Origin of the sequence: Serratia sp. (in: enterobacteria) (assembly GCF_051654945.1) — a bacterium.
GTDB lineage: Bacteria > Pseudomonadota > Gammaproteobacteria > Enterobacterales > Enterobacteriaceae > Chania.
The window spans coordinates 434,660-452,903 of the sequence record NZ_JBOFZA010000081.1; the positions used below are offsets into that span (position 1 = coordinate 434,660).

Below are 18,244 nucleotides of genomic sequence, written 5' to 3' on the forward strand. Positions count from 1 at the left end.
AGCAGCGTCGAAATATTGCGGGTGACGGGGCACTAAGGCCAAGCTGCCCTGAAAATCGTTAGCGGTGCATAAACTGTGACAGTGTCACTAACTGCGCGCCAGCCGACTGCATAGTTGCCAAGGCCTGCTCGCTGTCGTCCGGTTGCAAATTGACGCCGCGACAGCCATCAATAATGACCTCAGTCTGATACCCCAAGCGCAAGGCGTCCAACACGCTGAACTTGACGCAATAATCGGTGGCGAGTCCCATCACGGTTAGATGCGTGATGCCTTGTTCCTTGAGCCAGCCATCGAGCGCCGTTTGCGACCGGTGGCCGTTATCAAAGAAAGCGCTATAGCTGTCGATATCCGGGTTCTCACCCTTACGGAATACCGCCGCGATAGATTGCTGGTCAAGCTGAGCGTGAAGCTCTGCGCCTGGGCTGCCCTGAACGCAATGCACCGGCCACCAAATCTGGGGCAGACCGTCAAGTTCCCCAAGTGTGCCAACCTGTGTGTTGGAGTTGATCGCAAAGCTGCGATGCTCCGCCGGATGCCAATCCTGGCTGGCGACCACCGTTTCGTCACGGGCCAGGCTAGCTGCGATGGCCTGATTGGCGACGGCGATAGTCGTATCCCCTTCAGCCACACCTAACGCGCCGCCGGGGCAAAAGTCGTTTTGCAAATCAATCAACAACAGGGCTGTTTTCATTTGAGTTCCCTTGTCGGGTTAGCCCGCAGCGCTTAGTTCGCCCCGCAGGTCTTGTTGCATCAGGCCGCGGATCTCTTCTGGGGTCAAGGGTTGGCTCAACAGGTAATGTAATTTGGTCAGCGCGGCTTCCACCGTCATATCAAAACCGCTGATCACGCCTGCATGGGCCAGGGCATTACCGGTCGCATAGCCCTCCATATTGACCCGGCCGGAGATACATTGGGTCAGGTTGACCACTACGATGCCACGCTCGGAGGCATCGCGCAATTCATCCACCAGTTCGGCCTTTTGCGGCGCGTTGCCGACACCGTAAGAGCGCAGGATCAGGGCTTTGACCGGTTGCAGCAGAAAGTTGCGCACCACGGCACCGGAAATCCCCGGATAAATCGTCACCACGCCGATCGGCTGCGGTGTGATGTTATGCACGATCAGTTCCCCGTTGCATACCGGAGAGGCAATGCCGGTCTGGCGGCGGATATGGATCCCGGCTTCCAACAGCGGTGGCAGGTTGGGGGAGGCAAAGGCATCAAAACCGTCGGCATGTGCCTTGGTGGTGCGGTTGCCACGGAACAGCTTGTTGTTGAAAAACAGGCTGACCTCATTCACCGGATGGTTGGCGGCCAGATAGAGTGCATTCAACAGATTGGTCTGACCGTCGGAGCGCAATTCCGCCAGTGGAATTTGCGATCCGGTCACGATAACCGGCTTATCCAGATTCTCCAGCATGAATGACAGCGCCGAGGCGGTAAACGCCATGGTGTCGGTGCCGTGCAGAATAACAAAGCCGTCATACAGGGCATAATTCTGTTTGATGTCATCGGCAATATGTTGCCAGTCTTCGGGCGTCATATCGGAGGAGTCGATCAATGGGGCATATTCATGAATGGTGAAATCCGGCATTTCAGGCCGATGGAACTCGGGCATTAACGCCAGTTGGCGCTGTAAATGGCCGGAAACCGGGATGTATCCCTGTTCGGAACGCTGCATACCGATAGTGCCACCGGTATAGGCGACGTAAATGGATTTCTTTTGCATGGTTTGATCTTATGGCTGTCAGATAGGCTGAATTATAGGGGGATGGCAGCAGAAAAAAAGCCCGGCAGACGCCGGGCTAGAGATTTATTTGTTAACGGACCTCTCCGCAAGTCAGGCATATGGCATAACGGTGCTGCGGATCGTTCAGGTTATTAAACAGGCCCGGCTGTTCTTTCACCGCCAGGGCCACCGATGCCAGAGGGGCTGGCAGCATCGACTGGATCGCCGCAGGCAACATGGCGTGGATAGAAACGCCAAACTGGCTGAGGATCATATCCGTCATGCTTGGAGCATCAATAAACCAGTTGAGCTGCCACTGTGGCAGCTTGGCCAGTTCGGCGGCTTTCTTCACCGCGTCGTCAAAGTCACCCAGTTGGTCTACCAGACCATTTTTCCTGGCATCGCTACCGATCCAGACATGGCCCTGAGCAATTTGGTCGACCTGCTCCGGCGTCATTTTCCGGGCGGTTGCCACCAGGTTAATGAAGTTCTTGTAACCGTTCTCGATGTTCAACTGCATCATCTGCGAGAACTCTGGCGGCAGGGCTTTGGTCACTGACAAATCGGCCAGCGGCGACGTTGCCACGCCGTCGGTATGGACCCCAATGCTGTCTAGCGTGTTTTCATAGGTGTTGATGACGCCAAAGATACCGATGGAGCCGGTGAGGGTGCTCGGGCTGGCAATAATGTAATCTGCCGGGGTCGAAACCCAATAACCGCCAGACGCGGCCATCCCGCCCATGGAAACGACCACCGGTTTACCTGCGGCACGAACCGCTGCCAACTCGGAGCGGATCACTTCAGAGGCGCTGACGCTGCCGCCTGGGCTATTGACGCGCAGGATGACGGCTTTGATTTTCGGATCGAGACGAGCCTGGCGCAATTGTGCCGCCGTGGTATCGCCGCCGACCGAACCTGGCGTCTGTTGTCCATCCATGATGGCTCCGTTGATCAGGACAACGGCGATCTCGCTGCCCTGATCCGGCGCGGGTTGCGGCTGGTAATCGTAGATGCTGACCGCATTGAAGTCATTGCTCTGCTTGTTCCAACCGAAGGTTTTCACCAACTGGGTTTCTATCGCGGTGCGGGACGCCAGCTCATCGACCAGTTTGCCGTTCAGGGCGAACTGCGCGGTGTCGCCACCCGCCGCTTTTAAGCCAATAAGAATGTCTGCCGCGCCTGGGAACAACTGAGCTGGAGTGAGTTGCCGGTTAGCCGCCACCGTATCCAGATAGTTTTGCCACAATCCGCCGACCCAGCGGCTATCGGCTTCCCGCGCTGCTGGTGACATATCGTCACGGATCAGCGGCTCTACGGCAGATTTATAGGTACCCACGCGGAAAATGTTGGTGGTGACCTTCAGTTTTTCCAACAGGGATTTGTAGTAAAGGTTGTTGGTCGCGAAACCATGCAGATCGACGGCACCCTGCGGTGACAGGTAGATCTTGTTGGCGTAGCTGGCCAGATAGTATTGCGTCTGATTATAGCTATCGCCAATGGCGTAGATCGGCTTACCACTGTCGCGGAATTCACGCAGCGCTTTACCGATATATTGCAGAGAAGGCTGGTCGGCTCCGGCAAAGTCATTCAGCTGCAATACCATCCCGGTGATGTTTTTGTCATCTTTGGCCTTGCGAATGGTATCCACCAGGTCAAACAGTGAATTTTCCTGCAGACGATTGCTGGAGGCGCCCAGTAGTTCACGGCCCCACTGGCGAACGCGGTTGTTCACCGAAGGTTGATCGACCACCACACCGCTGAGATCGACCAGCAGTGCGCCACGCGGTGTTTCTACCGAAGAACTGCCTTGGAGTGAAAGATAAATACCGACCCCGATCAGGATCAAAAAAATCAGGAACAAGTTCAGGATAAGCTCCCTGACAAAATTCAGCAGACGCCATGTCCATCTGAAAATGCCTGCAATAATTCGCCCCAATGTGCGCATGTGCTCTCCAACAAGAGTCTAGAATGTTCCGCTATCCTAATGAGCGGACGAAGAAAAGTCAGCTTTAAATCACCTGCCAGTTATCCCGTTGCCGCTTGCAAAGCGCCGGGTACAGACAGTATTACAGAGGCTGTAACTCTATGTTGAGCTATGTTAACGTGATTTAAATGAAAATTGTTATCAGGAGTTAACCATGGATGCACTGGAACTGTTACTGAATCGTCGTTCTGCGTCACGCTTGACCGCCCCGGCCCCCGCAGGTGAAGTGCGCCAGAATATTATCAACGCCGGACTGCGCGCGCCGGATCACGGGACGTTGCAACCGTGGCGTTTTGTGCTGATTGAAGATCAGGGTCTGCAACGCTTCAGTGAACTGCTGCAAGCGGCCGCCAGGCACGATGAGCTGGATGACAGCGCGGTGGAAAAAGCCAAACAGGCACCTTTTCGCGCGCCGCTGATTATTACGGTGGTTGCCCATTGCAGCGAAAATCCGAAAGTGCCGCGTTGGGAGCAGGTGGTTTCCGCCGGTTGCGCAGTGCAGGCGATGCAAATGGCCGCCTTGGCGCAGGGCTTCAATGGCATCTGGCGCAGCGGTGCCTGGACAGAGCATCCGTTGGTGCGTGAAGCCTTTGGCTGCCGTGAGCAGGACGAGATCGTTGGCTTCCTCTATCTGGGGACGCCGCAGTTGAAAGGCTCGACCAAAGTGGTCGCACCGGACAGTACGCCTTTCGTTCGCTACTTCTGATCCACCCTGCGGGAATTTGCCATAGAATGCGCGATATCCCGCAGTTTTGTACTGTTTATGAGCAGGTCGTACGCATAATGCCAACCTGCTCTTATCAATCCCCTCGGCAAGCGCTACCCTATATCCCATTGTGATATCCTTACGTTCGTTTGTTACCCAGAGGGAGTGGACTATGACATCGCCGGCCATTCGATTGACCCAGTACAGCCATGGCGCTGGCTGCGGCTGTAAAATCTCACCCAAAGTGCTTGAAACGATCCTGCACAGCGAGCAGGAAAAGTTTATCGATCCCCATCTGCTGGTAGGTAATGAAACGCGTGACGACGCCGCGGTTTATGATATCGGTAACGGCGTGGGCATTATCAGCACCACCGACTTCTTTATGCCAATCGTCGATGACCCGTTTGATTTTGGCCGTATTGCGGCAGCCAACGCCATCAGTGACGTGTATGCGATGGGCGGTAAACCGATCATGGCAATTGCCATCCTCGGCTGGCCGATTGCCAAATTACCCGCAGAAGTGGCCCAGCAGGTGATCGACGGTGGGCGCTATGCCTGTCAACAGGCGGGGATTGCGTTGGCGGGTGGCCATTCGATCGATGCCCCAGAGCCGATTTTTGGCCTGGCGGTGACCGGTATCGTCAAAACCGACCTGGTGAAGAAAAACAGTGCCGCGCAGGCAGGCACCAAGCTATTCCTGACCAAGCCGCTGGGCATTGGCGTGCTGACCACCGCAGAGAAGAAAAGCAAGCTGCTGGCGGAACACCACGGCTTGGCCACCGAGGTCATGTGCCAGTTGAATAAGCCAGGCGCAGATTTTGCCGAAGTTGCTGGCGTAACGGCAATGACCGATGTCACCGGCTTTGGCCTGCTCGGCCACCTCAGCGAGATGTGCCAAGGTTCCGACCTACAGGCGAAGGTGTGGTTTGATAGCGTGCCAAAATTGCCGGATGTTGAGCGTTACATCAGCGAAGGCTGTGTACCGGGCGGTACCGGGCGGAATTTTGAAAGCTATGGCCATCTGGTTGGCGAAATGAGCGATCTGCAACGCCAATTGCTGTGCGATCCACAGACCTCTGGCGGCTTGCTGCTGGCGGTATTGCCAGAAGCCGAGGCCGAAGTGCAGGCAATCGCGGCCCGTCACGGTATCACGCTGAATGCGATTGGCGAATTGCAGGCCGCACAGGCAGGCAAACCGCTGATCGAGGTTGTCTAGTGTCAACTGTAAAGATTCGGCAGGATACGCAGGACTACCAGCGTTTATTTCTACAGGATGTGCCGCTGATCGACGTGCGCGCGCCGATAGAGTTTCAGCAGGGCGCGTTTCCTGGGGCAATTAACCTGCCGCTGATGATTGACAGTGAACGCCAGGCGGTCGGGACCTGTTACAAACAACATGGCCAACAGGCAGCTATTGCCTTGGGGCATAGTTTGGTCAACGGAAAGCTGCGGGAGCAACGCACCCAAGCCTGGCTCGAGCAATGTGCGCAGCAACCGGAAGGCTACATCTACTGTTTCCGTGGTGGATTGCGTTCGCAACTGGTGCAACAGTGGCTGCGAGAGGCTGGCGTTGATTATCCACGCGTGGTCGGTGGCTATAAGGCACTGCGCAATTTTTTGCTTGCTGCGCTTGATGCCGCCGCCGCGTTGCCTATGCTGATCGTGGGCGGTAATACCGGCTGCGGCAAGACGCTGCTGATTAATGAATTGGCGGCGGGGATCGATCTGGAAGGGATCGCCCATCACCGTGGCTCCTCCTTTGGCCGAACCTTGGTCAAGCAATCTACCCAGATTGATTTTGAGAACCAGCTAGCCGTGCAGATGTTAAAGAAACAGCACGGCGGCTGCCGCCATTGGGTGTTGGAGGATGAAAGCCGTATTATCGGCTCCAACAATCTTCCCTTGGGGTTGTTCAACGGCATGCAACAGGCTGCGCTGGTCGTCATCGACGATCCGTTTGATGTGCGTGTGGCACGGTTGCAGGATGAGTACATCGATCGGATGCGTATCGCCTTTGAACAGGCCTATGGCGAGCAAGAAGGCTGGCAGCAATATGATGAGTATCTGCATCATGGCCTGTTTGCCATTCGACGCCGGCTGGGGCTGGAACTGTTCCAGCAGTTGACGCTGTTGCTGGAGTCGGCGCTGCAAGAGCAACGCCTCAGTGGCCAAAGTGATGCCCATCAGCAATGGCTGGTGCCGCTGCTGCTGCACTATTACGATCCGATGTATCGCTATCAATTAGAAAAGAAAACCCAACGTATGATCTTTCGCGGTAACTATGTGGAGGTCAGAGAGTTCCTGATGACGTACAGCCAGAATAGCGGTGAATAATGCGACTGTTCATAGCCGAAAAACCGAGTTTGGCCCGCGCCATTGCTGATGTATTACCCAAGCCTCATCGCCGGGGTGACGGGTTTATCGCCTGTGGCAGCAACGATGTGGTGACCTGGTGTGTTGGACACCTGTTAGAACAGGCACAGCCGGACGCTTACGACAGCCGTTACGCGCGTTGGTCGTTGGCCGACTTACCGATCATCCCGCAGAAGTGGTTGTTGCAACCGCGCCCTTCGGTCAGCAAACAGCTGAATGCGATCAAAAAGTTGCTGGCGGAGGCCGATGAGGTGATCCACGCGGGTGACCCGGATCGGGAAGGGCAACTGCTGGTGGATGAAGTGCTGGATTATCTGGCGCTGACTCAGGAAAAGCGCCAGAACGTGCAACGCTGCCTGATTAACGATCTCAACCCGCAGGCGGTAGAGCGCGCAGTGCAGCGCCTGCGTGATAACCGGGACTTTATTCCGCTGTGCGTTTCCGCTTTGGCTCGTGCGCGCGCAGACTGGCTTTATGGCATCAACATGACCCGCGCTTATACGCTGTTAGGGCGTAATGCGGGCTATGATGGCGTGCTGTCGGTGGGGCGGGTACAGACGCCGGTGCTGGGGCTGGTGGTGCGGCGCGATGAAGAGATCGAAAACTTCGTCTCGAAAGACTTCTTTGAGGTGAAAGCCCACATCGTTACGCCGAAGGAAGAGCGTTTTGTCGCCCTGTGGCAGCCGAGTGAATCCTGTGAGCCTTATCAGGATGAAGAAGGGCGTTTACTGCACCGGCCATTGGCCGATCACGTGGTTAAACGGATCGAAGGCGCGCCGGCGCTAGTCACCTCGTATAATGATAAACGGGAATCAGATACTGCCCCGTTGCCGTTTTCCTTGTCCACGTTACAGATTGAGGCGTCGAAACGCTTTAACCTCAGTGCCCAGCAAGTGTTGGACGTTTGCCAACGGTTGTATGAAACCCACAAGCTGATCACTTACCCGCGTTCTGATTGCCGTTATCTGCCAGAGGAACATTTTGCCGGGCGTCATGCGGTGTTGAACGCTATCAGTGTGCATCAGCCGGATCTTTATCCGCAGCCGATAATCGATAGTGAACGTCGTAACCGCTGCTGGGACGACAAAAAAGTCGATGCTCACCACGCGATTATTCCAACGGCGCGGGCCAGCAAGGCCAGCCTGAGCCAGGATGAACTGAACGTTTACGGTTTGGTCGCTCGGCAATATCTGATGCAGTTCTGCCCGGATGCGATGTTCCGCAAATGCGTCATTGAGCTGGATATCGCCGGTGGTAAATTTATCGCCAAGGCGCGTTTTCTGGCCGAAGCGGGGTGGCGTACCTTGCTGGGTAGCAAAGAGCGTGATGAGGAAAACGAAGGCGCACCACTGCCGGTGGTCGCCAAAGACGATGAGTTACTGTGTGAGCGTGGCGAAGTGGTTGAGCGCCAGACGCAACCGCCGCGGCCCTTTACCGATGCAAGTCTGCTGTCTGCCATGACCGGCATCGCACGATTTGTGCAGGATAAAGCGCTAAAGAAAATCCTGCGAGCGACCGATGGTTTAGGGACAGAGGCAACGCGCGCGGGCATCATCGAGCTGTTGTTCAAGCGGGCGTTTCTTTACAAGAAAGGGCGCTATATTCATTCCAGCGAAACCGGGCGGGCATTGATCCACTCATTGCCAGACCTGGCGGCACGCCCTGATATGACGGCACAGTGGGAATCCACGCTGACACAAATCAGTGAAAAATCCTGCCGCTATCAGGACTTTATGCAACCGCTGGAGGGCACGCTGCAACAGTTGATCCATCAGGCTAAGCAGAGCCGGGCCAGTATAGCGTTTCGTGGCTTATCGCCTGCACCGTCAGCCGGGGCGAAAAAGCGTAAAAAAACTGCCGGTAAGGCACGGGAGAAAAGTGAATGAGCCGCATAACGCTGATGATTGGTTGTTTGATGATGGTTTCCAACGGGGTAATGGCTAACCGTGGCAACGTTGACGTCGTAGTGCCTGTTTCCCCTGAAATATGGGGGAGCGCGCGTACCACGACACCGCCGCCTTGCAACCGTTGCTGCATCTATCAGAATCAAAACTATTCTGAAGGTGCGTTGCTGAAAGTGGGTGACGAACTGATGCAGTGCGCGCGCGATCCTAACGTCACGGGCACCAATCCGTTAATCTGGATCCGCCTCAAGCGGTGACTTGCCTGGATCTAATGTGCTACTCACGGGCGCAGTTCAACATTGCGGCGCCCCTACACAGTGCCACTGAACCTTCACACGACTCTGAACTAGCTCCCTTGCCCTGTGGGAGTGGGTTGGGTGGAGGCGGATATTGAACTAATATAGCTTTCCAGCAGGGGAATATCGGCGGGTGCTAACGGATAGTCTCTCGCCTGTTCGGGGGTTACCCAGACAGTTGCACTATGGCAATGTAACCGTAATTCCCCGCTGAAGGAGCCAACCCGCCAGGCATGTAGCCGGATCGTTCTCTCACTTTGCTGCCACTGATTGCTGGCCACAAAGCTTCCCACCTGGGCGACAATACCTAATTCCTCCCTCAGCTCACGTGCCAGCGCTTGGGGCTGGCTCTCTGCCGTTTCGACCTTGCCACCGGGAAACTCCCATAGACCCGCCTGATCGCTACTGCTGTCGCGCTGGGCGAGCAAGATCTTGCCGTCTTGTTCGATAATGGCGGCCACAACATCAATGATTTTCATAGCAAATATTCAACGTTGCCCCGATGTGTATCGGGGCTGAGATGATTACAGGGTGAACTCGGCCCAGACGGGAGCATGGTCGGAAGGTTTTTCCATACCACGGATCTGATAATCAATGCCGGTAGCGGTACAGTGCGCAGCCAATGAGGTATTAGCCAACAGCAAGTCGATGCGCAGGCCACGGTTTTCATCGAAACCGCGTGAGCGGTAGTCAAACCATGAGAATTCATCCTTACGCTCCGGGTTGGCATGACGGTAGGTATCGACCAGCCCCCAGTCGAGCAGACGGCCCATCCATTCACGCTCTTCTGGCAGGAAGGAACATTTACCGGTACGCAACCAACGCTTGCGGCTTTCTTCGCCGATACCAATGTCCAGATCGCTCGGGCTGATGTTCATATCGCCCATAATCAATACCTGTGACTCTGCCGGCAGTTGTTGCAGATAATTTTGCAGGTCTTGATAGAAGCGGGTTTTGGCTGGGAACTTGGTCGGGTGGTCGCGGCTTTCTCCTTGTGGGAAGTAACCATTAATCACCGTCAGTGTGCCTTGTGGCGTTGCCAGGTCGGCCATGATGATACGACGCTGGGCATCTTCTTCATCAGTAGGAAAACCACGGCGTACGGCAAGAGGCTCAGCTTTGGTCAGCATCGCGACGCCGTAATGGCCTTTCTGCCCATGATAGAACACGTGATAGCCATGTTGGCTGACTTCTTCCAGCGGGAACATGTCGTCGTGGACTTTGGTTTCCTGCAGGCCGATCACATCCGGCTGATGCTGTTCAATAATTGCTGCCAGCTGATGCGGACGTGCACGCAGTCCATTGATATTAAAAGAAACAAACTTCATGAGCGCTGCCGTTTTTATCCGAAAAAATGTGTTCAGATAGTAGCAGAGTTTGGCCGAAAATGTAACGTGGACCAGCGGCGGACTGCCGCTGGTAGCTGAGTGATTATTTTGCCCAGCGATCGTAATTCTGTGGCTGATAATTATCAAATAGCTGGATCAAGGCTGCCGGAGAATCGCTGATATGCAGGGTCTTGAGATAATCATGCCGCATAAAGCCTTGATCGGCGACATGTTGTAAAAACTGGCTGAGTGGTTGATAGAAACCGTTAACGTTCAACAGACCGACTGGCTTGCTGTGATAACCGATCTGTCCCCAGGTCCAGATTTCGAACAGTTCTTCCAGCGTACCGATGCCACCAGGCAGGGCAATAAAACCGTCGGCCAGCTCGGCCATCCGCGCTTTACGGGTGTGCATATCGGGGACGATTTCCAATTCGGTCAGGCCGCGGTGTGCCGTTTCGGCTTCAACCAATCGTTGGGGAATAATGCCTACCGCTTCGCCACCGGCCTCTAGCACCGCGTCGGCAACAACGCCCATCAATCCTTTCTTACCTCCGCCGTAGACCAGGCGACGCCCTTGGGAGCCAAGTAAATGCCCTAATTGGCGGGCATGCTCTACATAGACTGGATCATTGCCCTCGCTGGCACCACAAAAGATACAAATGTTGTTACGCATGATTTTCCCTTGCTGCTTTCAAGAAGTGGTTTGTATAGATGATTGTGGATTTCAGTTCAAGGGGAATTGGTATTGTAGTGGTGGCGAGAAAGATGATTTCGTGCAGATGAAGCCCGGTAGTGTTTTAAAACCGCGACACTCAAGCTGGAAACAGGTGGGAGTCATTGCAGGTTAGCCGACCGTTGAGCGCGGGATGCGCGATTGCGAGCCTCCAGGGATGGATTCACGGCGTGTCGGCGTTCTGCATGAGTTCCAGCTGTAGCGCAATAAGGAACAGCTATTTTGGTCGAAGCTTCTCATCCTTCCCTGTTCGGTGTTGCATGGGAATAAATGGAATTTTTTAAATTGGGAGGTACATAAAGAGATGGTGGTGGGGGAAGGATTCGAACCTTCGAAGTCGATGACGGCAGATTTACAGTCTGCTCCCTTTGGCCGCTCGGGAACCCCACCATGGTATTCATGGATTTTTGATTTTATTGCAAGAAATCGGCTAGATTTCCATTTTTGTTTCTTAATCTCTATTAGTCCGTAACCGCTTCACCATACGATGGTGGTGGAAAGGATTACCGCGCAAGCGCGTTGTCCACTACGTGGACTCGAACCTTGGTCGAAGCTTCTCATCCTTCCCCTCGCTGCTAAATGAAACTCCGTACAACATTTCATTTTTGTGGCCGAGGAAGAGATGGTGGTGGGGGAAGGATTCGAACCTTCGAAGTCTGTGACGGCAGATTTACAGTCTGCTCCCTTTGGCCGCTCGGGAACCCCACCATAATGTTCATGGCTTACTACTTTTACAGAGAAATGGCTAAAGTTCTCTGGTGCTTTGCGAAACGCCTGTCTCGGTAAGCGGGGCGCATCATATCAAATGAAACGCCGGTGTAAAGCATTGAAATGCAGAAAATGAATTGTTTGTCGCTTTTTTATTCTTAGCGGTGCTTCCGTGAACGAAAGACACCGCTTTGTTACGCAGTTACAAAATCACCGTGCGGTTACCGTAGACGAACACGCGTTGAGCCAGCACCCGATACAGTGCGCGGCTTAGCACGTTTTTCTCTACGTCACGCCCGGCACGCATCATATCTTCTGCCGAATAGGTGTGATCGACATGGATCACGTCCTGCATAATGATTGGGCCTTCATCCAGGCTGTCGTTAACATAGTGCGCCGTCGCCCCAATGATCTTCACACCACGCTCATAGGCCTGATGATAAGGACGTGCACCGATAAAGGCAGGCAGGAACGAATGGTGAATATTGATCACCTGGTTCGGGTAATGCTGAACGAAAGCCGGGGTGAGCACGCGCATATACTTGGCCAACACCACGTAGTCCGGCTGATATTGGTCGATCTGGGCGATCATCTGCTGATCGTGCTGCTCACGCGTCAGACCTTCGTGGCTGACCAGATGGAAAGGAATGTCAAAGCGTTCAACCAGCGTCTGTAACGTGGTGTGATTACCAATGACGGCGGCAATCTCAACGTCCAGGCCGCCATAGGCACTTTTCATCAACAAATCACCCAGACAGTGGGCTTCTTTGGTGACCAATACCACAATGCGGCGGCGGCCTGCGCTGTGCAATTCACGCTCCGAGCCATCCGGCAACGCGCTGTCCAGATCGGCCAACAGCGTCGTGTCATTGAAGATCCCTTCCAGCTCGGTACGCATAAAGAAGCGACCGGTTAGGTGGTCGACAAACTCATTGTTCTGCACAATGTTCAATTCGTGCTTGTAACAAATATTGGTGATCTTGGCGATCAGCCCTTTGGCATCAGGGCAGATGGTGCGTAAAATTTTTCTTTGTACGTTTTGCTGTGGCATGAGTGTGTCGATCCCGTCTGATTCTTAATCCGCAGGCTTATTGCCCGCAGCACTTTTTATATTTTTTGCCTGAGCCGCAGGGGCAAACGGCGTTTCTGCCCGGTTGAGGCTTGGTTCCGTCGATATAGTACCAGCGTTGTTCCAGACGAAGGAAGCGGGAACGCTCATGCATGGCACTCTCGCTTTCCCCATCGCGTGACCGGGCGATAAATTCTACAAACCCCTCATCAGCGCTATTACCCGCGGTTTCCGCTATGACCGTCAGCCCAAGCCATGTGGTATTGCCAAAGCTGCTGCTGATGGCGCTGCGCCACTCTTCAGGGTTGCAGTTTGGGTGCCAGGTCGCAATAAGATAATCCACATCCTGTTTTACATAGGCGGAATATCTCGAACGCATTAATATGCCCGGGGACGTGGCGTATTGAGTACCTGTTATATAGGGCGCACAGCAAACGCTGTAGTCCAGCCCGCTGCCGCAGGGGCATAGCTCAGTCAAAATAACGCCTCTCAATGGTTAGCTCGCGTGATGCAAAGCGAAGCTAAAATGAATTTAACGCATATGTTACCTAACATTATTCGTTGATGACAATGTACCCTGCGATTGGGCTGAGTGAATTTACCGTGCAAAGGATAGGCGAAGCATGCGGAAAGTTAAAATCGGACTGGCATTAGGAGCCGGTGCTGCCAAGGGATGGGCGCATATCGGCGTGATCAACGCCTTACGTAAACGGGGTATCGAAGTCGATATTGTTGCTGGATGTTCCGTCGGGGCACTGGTTGGGGCCGCGTTTGCCAGCCATCGCCTGCCATTAATGGAGCAATGGGTACGCTCGTTCAGCTATTGGGACGTGATCAGGCTGATGGATCTCTCTTGGCAGCGCGGTGGATTACTTCGCGGTGAGCGCGTGTTTAACGTCGTCGGCCAATTGCTGAAGATTGATGATTTCGCCGATTGCTCACTTAAATTTGGTGCGGTGACGACCAACCTCAGCACAGGCCGAGAGCTGTGGATGACCAAAGGGGATATCCACCAGGCCATCCGTGCTTCCTGCAGTATGCCGGGTTTGCTGGCACCGGTATGGTTTGACGGATATTGGTTGGTGGATGGTGCCTTGGTCAACCCGGTTCCTATCTCACTGGCCAGAGCTATGGGGGCAGACATAGTGATTGCCGTGGATTTACAACATGATGCTCACTTGATGCAGCAGGATCTGTTTTCGGTGCACAGCGATCCTAGTGAACCCAGCACTAGCGATTCGACTAACTGGCGCGAACGCCTGCGGGAACGCATGAATAAAATGATGCTGAAGAAAACCACCTTTACCCCTACGGCGATGGAAATCATGAGCACCTCGATCCAGATGCTGGAGAATCGGGTGAAGCGTACCCGTATGGCCAGCGATCCGCCGGACGTGCTGATACAGCCGTATTGCCCGCAAATATCTACCCTGGATTTCCATCGCGCCAGCGAGGCGATAGAAGCGGGCCGCCTGGCGGTCGAAAAACAGATAGATGTTTTGGCTCCGCTGATAAAAAATAAATGATTACCATTTGTTAGGGTGGAATGATGCTATCGGGGGTATTTTCGACAAGCACAAGTGCTCATTATGAGCCACTATTACAACATCAAAAGGGAAGAGGCTGGGTCGATGGCATTACCACTGATAAACAAGCGCATCTTAATCGTTGAGGACGAACAGGTTTTCCGTTCTGTGCTTGTAAGTTATCTTGCATCCTTGGGGGCGCAAACCAGCGAGGCGGCCAATGGCCTACTGGCGTTGAGTGCGGTAGAAGAGGTCGTTCCAGACCTGATCCTGTGCGATCTCGCCATGCCGGAAATGGACGGTATCGAGTTTGTTGAACATCTGCGGTTGCAGGGGATCAAGATCCCGGTGTTGGTGATCTCGGCGACCGATAAGATGGCTGACATCGCCAAGGTCTTGCGGCTTGGTGTGCAGGATGTGCTGCTGAAACCGTTGACCGATCTCAACCGGCTGCGTGAAGCCGTGCTGGCATGCCTCTATCCCAATATGTTTACTTCGCAGGCGATCGAAGAAGCCGAGCTGTTTCAGGATTGGCAAGCACTAAGCCAAAACCCCTCGGAAGCCGTACGATTACTCAAACAGTTGCAACCACCGGTACAGCAGTCTATTGCCGGTTGCCGTATTAATTATCGTCAATTAACCACCGGCGAAAATCCGGGGTTGGTGCTTGATGTCGCTGCGCTGTCGGATAAAGATCTGGCGTTTTATTGCCTGGATGTTACCCGTGCGGGAGATAATGGCGTGATGGCTGCCTTGTTATTACGCGCATTATTCAACGGGTTACTGCAAGATCATTTAGCCAATCAACAACACCGCCTGCCGCAAATGTCGGCATTGTTAAAACAAGTTAACCAATTATTGCGCCAAGGCAAGTTGGAAGGGCAATTTCCGCTGTTGGTGGGTTATTATCATGCCGAATATAAGAATCTGGTGCTGGCCTCTGCCGGTTTGCATGCCAATGTAAATACAGGGGATAACCTGATCCAATTAAGTAATGGCGTGCCGTTGGGGACGCTGGGTACCACTTACATGAATCAAATTAGTCAACGCTGTGATGCCTGGCAGTGTCAGGTATGGGGCAGCGGTGGCCGGCTACGTTTGATGCTGAGTGCTGAATAAATCGTCAAGGGAACTTCTGCAATTGTTTCTACCTATTTTCCTTCACCGCCATTTCCATAGGTAGTTGTCTTAATTTATTGCTATTTGAGCTTGAGGTAATACTCAGCGGATTTAAGCTGGTATACTTTGAGGGTTTTTCGTATGGCGGATTATGCGCATATTTTGAGCGTAAAATAGGGCCGTTCAGATCGTCAGAGCGACTGTAACGATGGGTGGGCGACAGGCCCGTTACGGTGAACTCAGTGGCCAATAGTATGCTGTTACGAAAAAGACGCCCCAATTGAGGGCAAGAATTGTTGGTTTGGCTGCTACCTGGGGTAGCGGACAAACAGAAGTAACTTGATAACTTTTTGTTAAATTGAAAATTAGGACTTCCCGATGAAAGTAACCGTTTTCGGTATTGGCTATGTTGGCCTGGTGCAGGCAGCCGTGTTGGCTGACGTAGGTCATGATGTCATGTGTATCGACATCGATGAACAGAAGGTCGAAAACCTTAAAAAAGGCAATATCCCGATCTTTGAGCCGGGCCTGACCTCGCTGGTACAGCAAAACTATGAAGCCGGTCGTCTGCATTTCACTACCGATGCCAAAGCCGGCGTTGCTCACGGTGCTATCCAGTTTATCGCTGTGGGAACCCCACCGGACGAAGATGGTTCCGCCGATCTGAAATATGTCACCGCTGTGGCTCGTACCATCGCTGAACATATGACTGAACGTAAAGTGGTGATCGACAAGTCAACCGTACCGGTGGGTACCGCTGATAAAGTTCGTGAAGTGATGACTGAAACGCTGCGTAAACGCGGTAGCGACGTGGCGTTTGATGTGGTCTCCAACCCCGAATTCCTTAAAGAAGGTGCCGCGGTTGCCGACTGTATGCGCCCTGAGCGCATCGTCCTGGGTACCGACAACAAAGACGTCATCGAGCCGTTGCGTGAGCTGTATGAGCCGTTCAACCGTAATCACGACCGCATGATCCTGATGGATATCCGCAGCGCAGAGCTGACCAAATATGCCGCCAACTGCATGCTGGCAACCAAAATCAGCTTTATGAACGAAATTTCCAATCTGGCAGAGATGCTGGGGGCAGACATTGAGAAAGTGCGTCAAGGGATCGGCTCGGATTCACGCATCGGATATCACTTCATTTATCCAGGCTGTGGCTACGGCGGCTCCTGCTTCCCGAAAGACGTTCAGGCGCTGATCCGCACCGCAGAGCATATCGGTTATCAACCGAAACTGCTGCAGGCGGTAGAGCAGGTGAACAACCAGCAGAAATATAAGCTGACCCAATTCATCAAACATCATTTCGCTAATGATGTGAAAGGCAAAACTTTCGCGCTGTGGGGCCTGGCATTTAAACCTAATACCGACGATATGCGTGAGGCTTCCAGCCGCGTACTAATGGAAACCCTGTGGGAATTAGGGGCCTCTGTGCAAGCTTATGACCCAGAAGCCATGGCCGAAGCGCAACGTATCTATGGACAGCGTGCCGATCTGAAGCTGATGGGTACCAAAGAAGCAGCGTTGCAGGATGCGGATGCGTTGGTGATCTGTACCGAATGGCAGAATTTCCGCGCACCAGATTTTGATGCGATTAAAGCGGCTTTGAAACAGCCAGTTATTTTCGATGGCCGTAACCTGTTTGATCCAGAACGTCTGCAAGCGCGCGGCTTTACTTATTATGGTATTGGTCGTGGTGCATCGATTAAGCCGGTCATCTAAGAGGTGAGCATGAAATTCCTGGTTACAGGCGCTGCAGGGTTTATTGGTTTTCACGTAACGGAGCGTCTGCTAGCCATGGGGCATCAGGTTGTCGGTATCGACAACCTGAACGATTATTACGATGTCAGCCTGAAGCAGGCACGGCTCGATATGCTGGCTAATCAGCCAGCATTCCAGTTTATCAAACTGGATTTGGCCGATCGCAATGGAATTGCCGAGCTGTTTGCTGAGCATCGGTTTGAGCGGGTCATTCACCTCGGCGCCCAGGCCGGAGTGCGTTATTCGCTCGATCACCCCTTGGCTTATGCAGATTCCAACCTGATTGGCCATTTGAACATCCTTGAAGGGTGTCGGCATAATAAGGTCGGGCATTTGTTGTACGCGTCTTCCAGCTCGGTTTATGGCCTTAACCGCAAGCTGCCGTTTTCGACGGATGACTCGGTCGATCATCCAATATCGCTGTATGCGGCGACTAAAAAAGCCAATGAGCTGATGTCGCACAGCTATTCGCATTTATATGGTCTGCCGACCACCGGTCTGCGCTTTTTCACCGTATATGGCCCTTGGGGGCGTCCTGACATGGCGCTGTTTAAATTCACCAAGGCGATATTGGCCGGTGAGAGCATTGATGTATATAACCATGGTGAGATGCATCGTGATTTTACTTACATTGATGATATTGCCGAGGCGGTGGTGCGTTTACAGGACATCATTCCTCAGCCCAATGCCAATTGGACGGTAGAGCAAGGGTCGCCAGCCAGCAGCTCTGCGCCTTACCATGTCTATAATATCGGCAACAGCAGCCCTGTTAAGTTAATGGAATATATTCGTGCTCTGGAGGCAGCGTTAGGCATTACGGCGCACAAAAATATGCTGCCGATGCAGCCTGGTGACGTTTTGGATACCAGCGCCGATACCGAGGAGCTGTACCAGACTATCGCGTTTAAACCCGAGACCAGCGTTGATGAAGGGGTTAAACGGTTTGTCGAATGGTATAGGGCGTTTTATAACGTTCAGTAACCGAACGAAAGGCGGGTAAAATAAAGG

General features: G+C 53.5%; 17 protein-coding genes and 2 tRNA genes. 9 read left to right on the plus strand and 10 right to left on the minus strand.

Translation table 11 applies throughout. The features are described from left to right. Positions 1-58 precede the first annotated feature (58 nt). From pncA to sppA, 3 genes are all read right to left on the minus strand, one after another. On the minus strand, positions 59-691 hold the full coding sequence (gene pncA / locus ACRDCA_RS18470) for a bifunctional nicotinamidase/pyrazinamidase (protein WP_438690829.1): 633 nt from the start codon (positions 689-691) through the stop codon (positions 59-61). 18 nt (positions 692-709) lie between these two features. Continuing rightward, positions 710-1,726, minus strand: a complete 1,017-nt coding sequence (gene ansA / locus ACRDCA_RS18475) for an asparaginase (protein ID WP_438690830.1) — start codon at positions 1,724-1,726, stop codon at positions 710-712. Between the two features lie 91 nt (positions 1,727-1,817). Continuing rightward, positions 1,818-3,671 carry a signal peptide peptidase SppA gene (gene sppA / locus ACRDCA_RS18480; protein ID WP_438690831.1) on the minus strand — a complete coding sequence of 618 codons (1,854 nt, stop codon included), beginning with the start codon at positions 3,669-3,671 and terminating at the stop codon, positions 1,818-1,820. Positions 3,672-3,864: 193 nt separating this feature from the next. On the opposite strand from sppA, the gene ACRDCA_RS18485 reads away from it, so the two are divergent. The 5 genes from ACRDCA_RS18485 (at position 3,865) to ACRDCA_RS18505 (ending at position 8,950) form a co-directional block, all read left to right on the plus strand. Further along, on the plus strand, positions 3,865-4,416 hold the full coding sequence (locus ACRDCA_RS18485; protein ID WP_438690832.1) for an NAD(P)H nitroreductase: 552 nt from the start codon (positions 3,865-3,867) through the stop codon (positions 4,414-4,416). Between the two features lie 172 nt (positions 4,417-4,588). Next, positions 4,589-5,632: a selenide, water dikinase SelD gene (gene selD, locus ACRDCA_RS18490; RefSeq protein ID WP_438690833.1), complete on the plus strand. Its 1,044-nt coding sequence runs from the start codon at positions 4,589-4,591 to the stop codon at positions 5,630-5,632. Next, on the plus strand, positions 5,632-6,750 hold the full coding sequence (gene mnmH, locus ACRDCA_RS18495) for a tRNA 2-selenouridine(34) synthase MnmH (RefSeq protein ID WP_438690834.1): 1,119 nt from the start codon (positions 5,632-5,634) through the stop codon (positions 6,748-6,750). The genes selD and mnmH overlap by 1 nt, the downstream gene beginning before the upstream one ends. Further along, a complete protein-coding gene (locus ACRDCA_RS18500; protein ID WP_438690835.1) occupies positions 6,750-8,675 on the plus strand; it encodes a DNA topoisomerase III in 1,926 nt (641 codons plus the stop codon). Before mnmH ends, ACRDCA_RS18500 begins: the two co-directional genes overlap by 1 nt. After that, positions 8,672-8,950, plus strand: a complete 279-nt coding sequence (locus tag ACRDCA_RS18505) for a DUF1496 domain-containing protein (RefSeq protein ID WP_438690836.1) — start codon at positions 8,672-8,674, stop codon at positions 8,948-8,950. Before ACRDCA_RS18500 ends, ACRDCA_RS18505 begins: the two co-directional genes overlap by 4 nt. Before the next feature lie 89 nt (positions 8,951-9,039). Here ACRDCA_RS18505 and ACRDCA_RS18510 read toward each other — a convergent pair whose 3' ends face one another. From ACRDCA_RS18510 to ACRDCA_RS18540, 7 genes are all read right to left on the minus strand, one after another. Continuing rightward, positions 9,040-9,468 carry a pyrimidine (deoxy)nucleoside triphosphate diphosphatase gene (locus ACRDCA_RS18510; RefSeq protein ID WP_438690837.1) on the minus strand — a complete coding sequence of 143 codons (429 nt, stop codon included), beginning with the start codon at positions 9,466-9,468 and terminating at the stop codon, positions 9,040-9,042. A gap of 45 nt (positions 9,469-9,513) precedes the next feature. Continuing rightward, the gene (xthA, locus tag ACRDCA_RS18515) at positions 9,514-10,317 is read right to left on the minus strand and encodes an exodeoxyribonuclease III (RefSeq protein WP_438690838.1); all 804 of its coding nucleotides are present in this window, start codon (positions 10,315-10,317) and stop codon (positions 9,514-9,516) included. A gap of 103 nt (positions 10,318-10,420) precedes the next feature. After that, a complete protein-coding gene (locus ACRDCA_RS18520) occupies positions 10,421-10,993 on the minus strand; it encodes a TIGR00730 family Rossman fold protein (protein ID WP_438690839.1) in 573 nt (190 codons plus the stop codon). A gap of 365 nt (positions 10,994-11,358) precedes the next feature. Further along, positions 11,359-11,443: transfer RNA gene (locus ACRDCA_RS18525), tRNA-Tyr, on the minus strand. A 233-nt stretch (positions 11,444-11,676) separates the two neighbouring features. Beyond that, positions 11,677-11,761 (minus strand) — tRNA-Tyr (locus ACRDCA_RS18530). A gap of 202 nt (positions 11,762-11,963) precedes the next feature. Continuing rightward, on the minus strand, positions 11,964-12,812 hold the full coding sequence (gene purU / locus ACRDCA_RS18535; RefSeq protein WP_438690840.1) for a formyltetrahydrofolate deformylase: 849 nt from the start codon (positions 12,810-12,812) through the stop codon (positions 11,964-11,966). 37 nt (positions 12,813-12,849) lie between these two features. After that, the gene (locus ACRDCA_RS18540; protein WP_438690841.1) at positions 12,850-13,308 is read right to left on the minus strand and encodes a YchJ family protein; all 459 of its coding nucleotides are present in this window, start codon (positions 13,306-13,308) and stop codon (positions 12,850-12,852) included. Between the two features lie 145 nt (positions 13,309-13,453). Between ACRDCA_RS18540 and rssA the strand changes: the two genes are divergently transcribed. From rssA to ACRDCA_RS18560, 4 genes are all read left to right on the plus strand, one after another. Then, a complete protein-coding gene (gene rssA, locus ACRDCA_RS18545; RefSeq protein ID WP_438690842.1) occupies positions 13,454-14,356 on the plus strand; it encodes a patatin-like phospholipase RssA in 903 nt (300 codons plus the stop codon). A gap of 105 nt (positions 14,357-14,461) precedes the next feature. Beyond that, positions 14,462-15,475, plus strand: coding sequence for a two-component system response regulator RssB (rssB, locus tag ACRDCA_RS18550; RefSeq protein WP_438690843.1), 1,014 nt, complete (start codon positions 14,462-14,464; stop codon positions 15,473-15,475). 378 nt (positions 15,476-15,853) lie between these two features. Continuing rightward, on the plus strand, positions 15,854-17,197 hold the full coding sequence (locus tag ACRDCA_RS18555; protein WP_438690844.1) for a UDP-glucose dehydrogenase family protein: 1,344 nt from the start codon (positions 15,854-15,856) through the stop codon (positions 17,195-17,197). A 9-nt stretch (positions 17,198-17,206) separates the two neighbouring features. Further along, entirely contained in the window at positions 17,207-18,217 is a 1,011-nt protein-coding gene (locus tag ACRDCA_RS18560; protein ID WP_438690845.1) for an NAD-dependent epimerase, read from the plus strand. The last annotated feature ends 27 nt before the right edge of the window (positions 18,218-18,244 follow it).

Bases quoted from the DNA above. Each gene is read 5' to 3' on its own strand.
- sppA (WP_438690831.1), bottom strand. From the start codon at position 3,671: ATGCGCACATTGGGGCGAATTATTGCAGGCATTTTCAGATGGACATGG.
- ACRDCA_RS18505 (WP_438690836.1), top strand. From the start codon at position 8,672: ATGAGCCGCATAACGCTGATGATTGGTTGTTTGATGATGGTTTCCAAC.
- pncA (WP_438690829.1), bottom strand. From the start codon at position 691: ATGAAAACAGCCCTGTTGTTGATTGATTTGCAAAACGACTTTTGCCCC.
- selD (WP_438690833.1), top strand. From the start codon at position 4,589: ATGACATCGCCGGCCATTCGATTGACCCAGTACAGCCATGGCGCTGGC.
- purU (WP_438690840.1), bottom strand. From the start codon at position 12,812: ATGCCACAGCAAAACGTACAAAGAAAAATTTTACGCACCATCTGCCCT.
- ACRDCA_RS18560 (WP_438690845.1), top strand. From the start codon at position 17,207: ATGAAATTCCTGGTTACAGGCGCTGCAGGGTTTATTGGTTTTCACGTA.
- ansA (WP_438690830.1), bottom strand. From the start codon at position 1,726: ATGCAAAAGAAATCCATTTACGTCGCCTATACCGGTGGCACTATCGGT.
- xthA (WP_438690838.1), bottom strand. From the start codon at position 10,317: ATGAAGTTTGTTTCTTTTAATATCAATGGACTGCGTGCACGTCCGCAT.
- rssB (WP_438690843.1), top strand. From the start codon at position 14,462: ATGGCATTACCACTGATAAACAAGCGCATCTTAATCGTTGAGGACGAA.
- ACRDCA_RS18510 (WP_438690837.1), bottom strand. From the start codon at position 9,468: ATGAAAATCATTGATGTTGTGGCCGCCATTATCGAACAAGACGGCAAG.
- ACRDCA_RS18555 (WP_438690844.1), top strand. From the start codon at position 15,854: ATGAAAGTAACCGTTTTCGGTATTGGCTATGTTGGCCTGGTGCAGGCA.
- ACRDCA_RS18485 (WP_438690832.1), top strand. From the start codon at position 3,865: ATGGATGCACTGGAACTGTTACTGAATCGTCGTTCTGCGTCACGCTTG.
- ACRDCA_RS18520 (WP_438690839.1), bottom strand. From the start codon at position 10,993: ATGCGTAACAACATTTGTATCTTTTGTGGTGCCAGCGAGGGCAATGAT.
- ACRDCA_RS18500 (WP_438690835.1), top strand. From the start codon at position 6,750: ATGCGACTGTTCATAGCCGAAAAACCGAGTTTGGCCCGCGCCATTGCT.
- rssA (WP_438690842.1), top strand. From the start codon at position 13,454: ATGCGGAAAGTTAAAATCGGACTGGCATTAGGAGCCGGTGCTGCCAAG.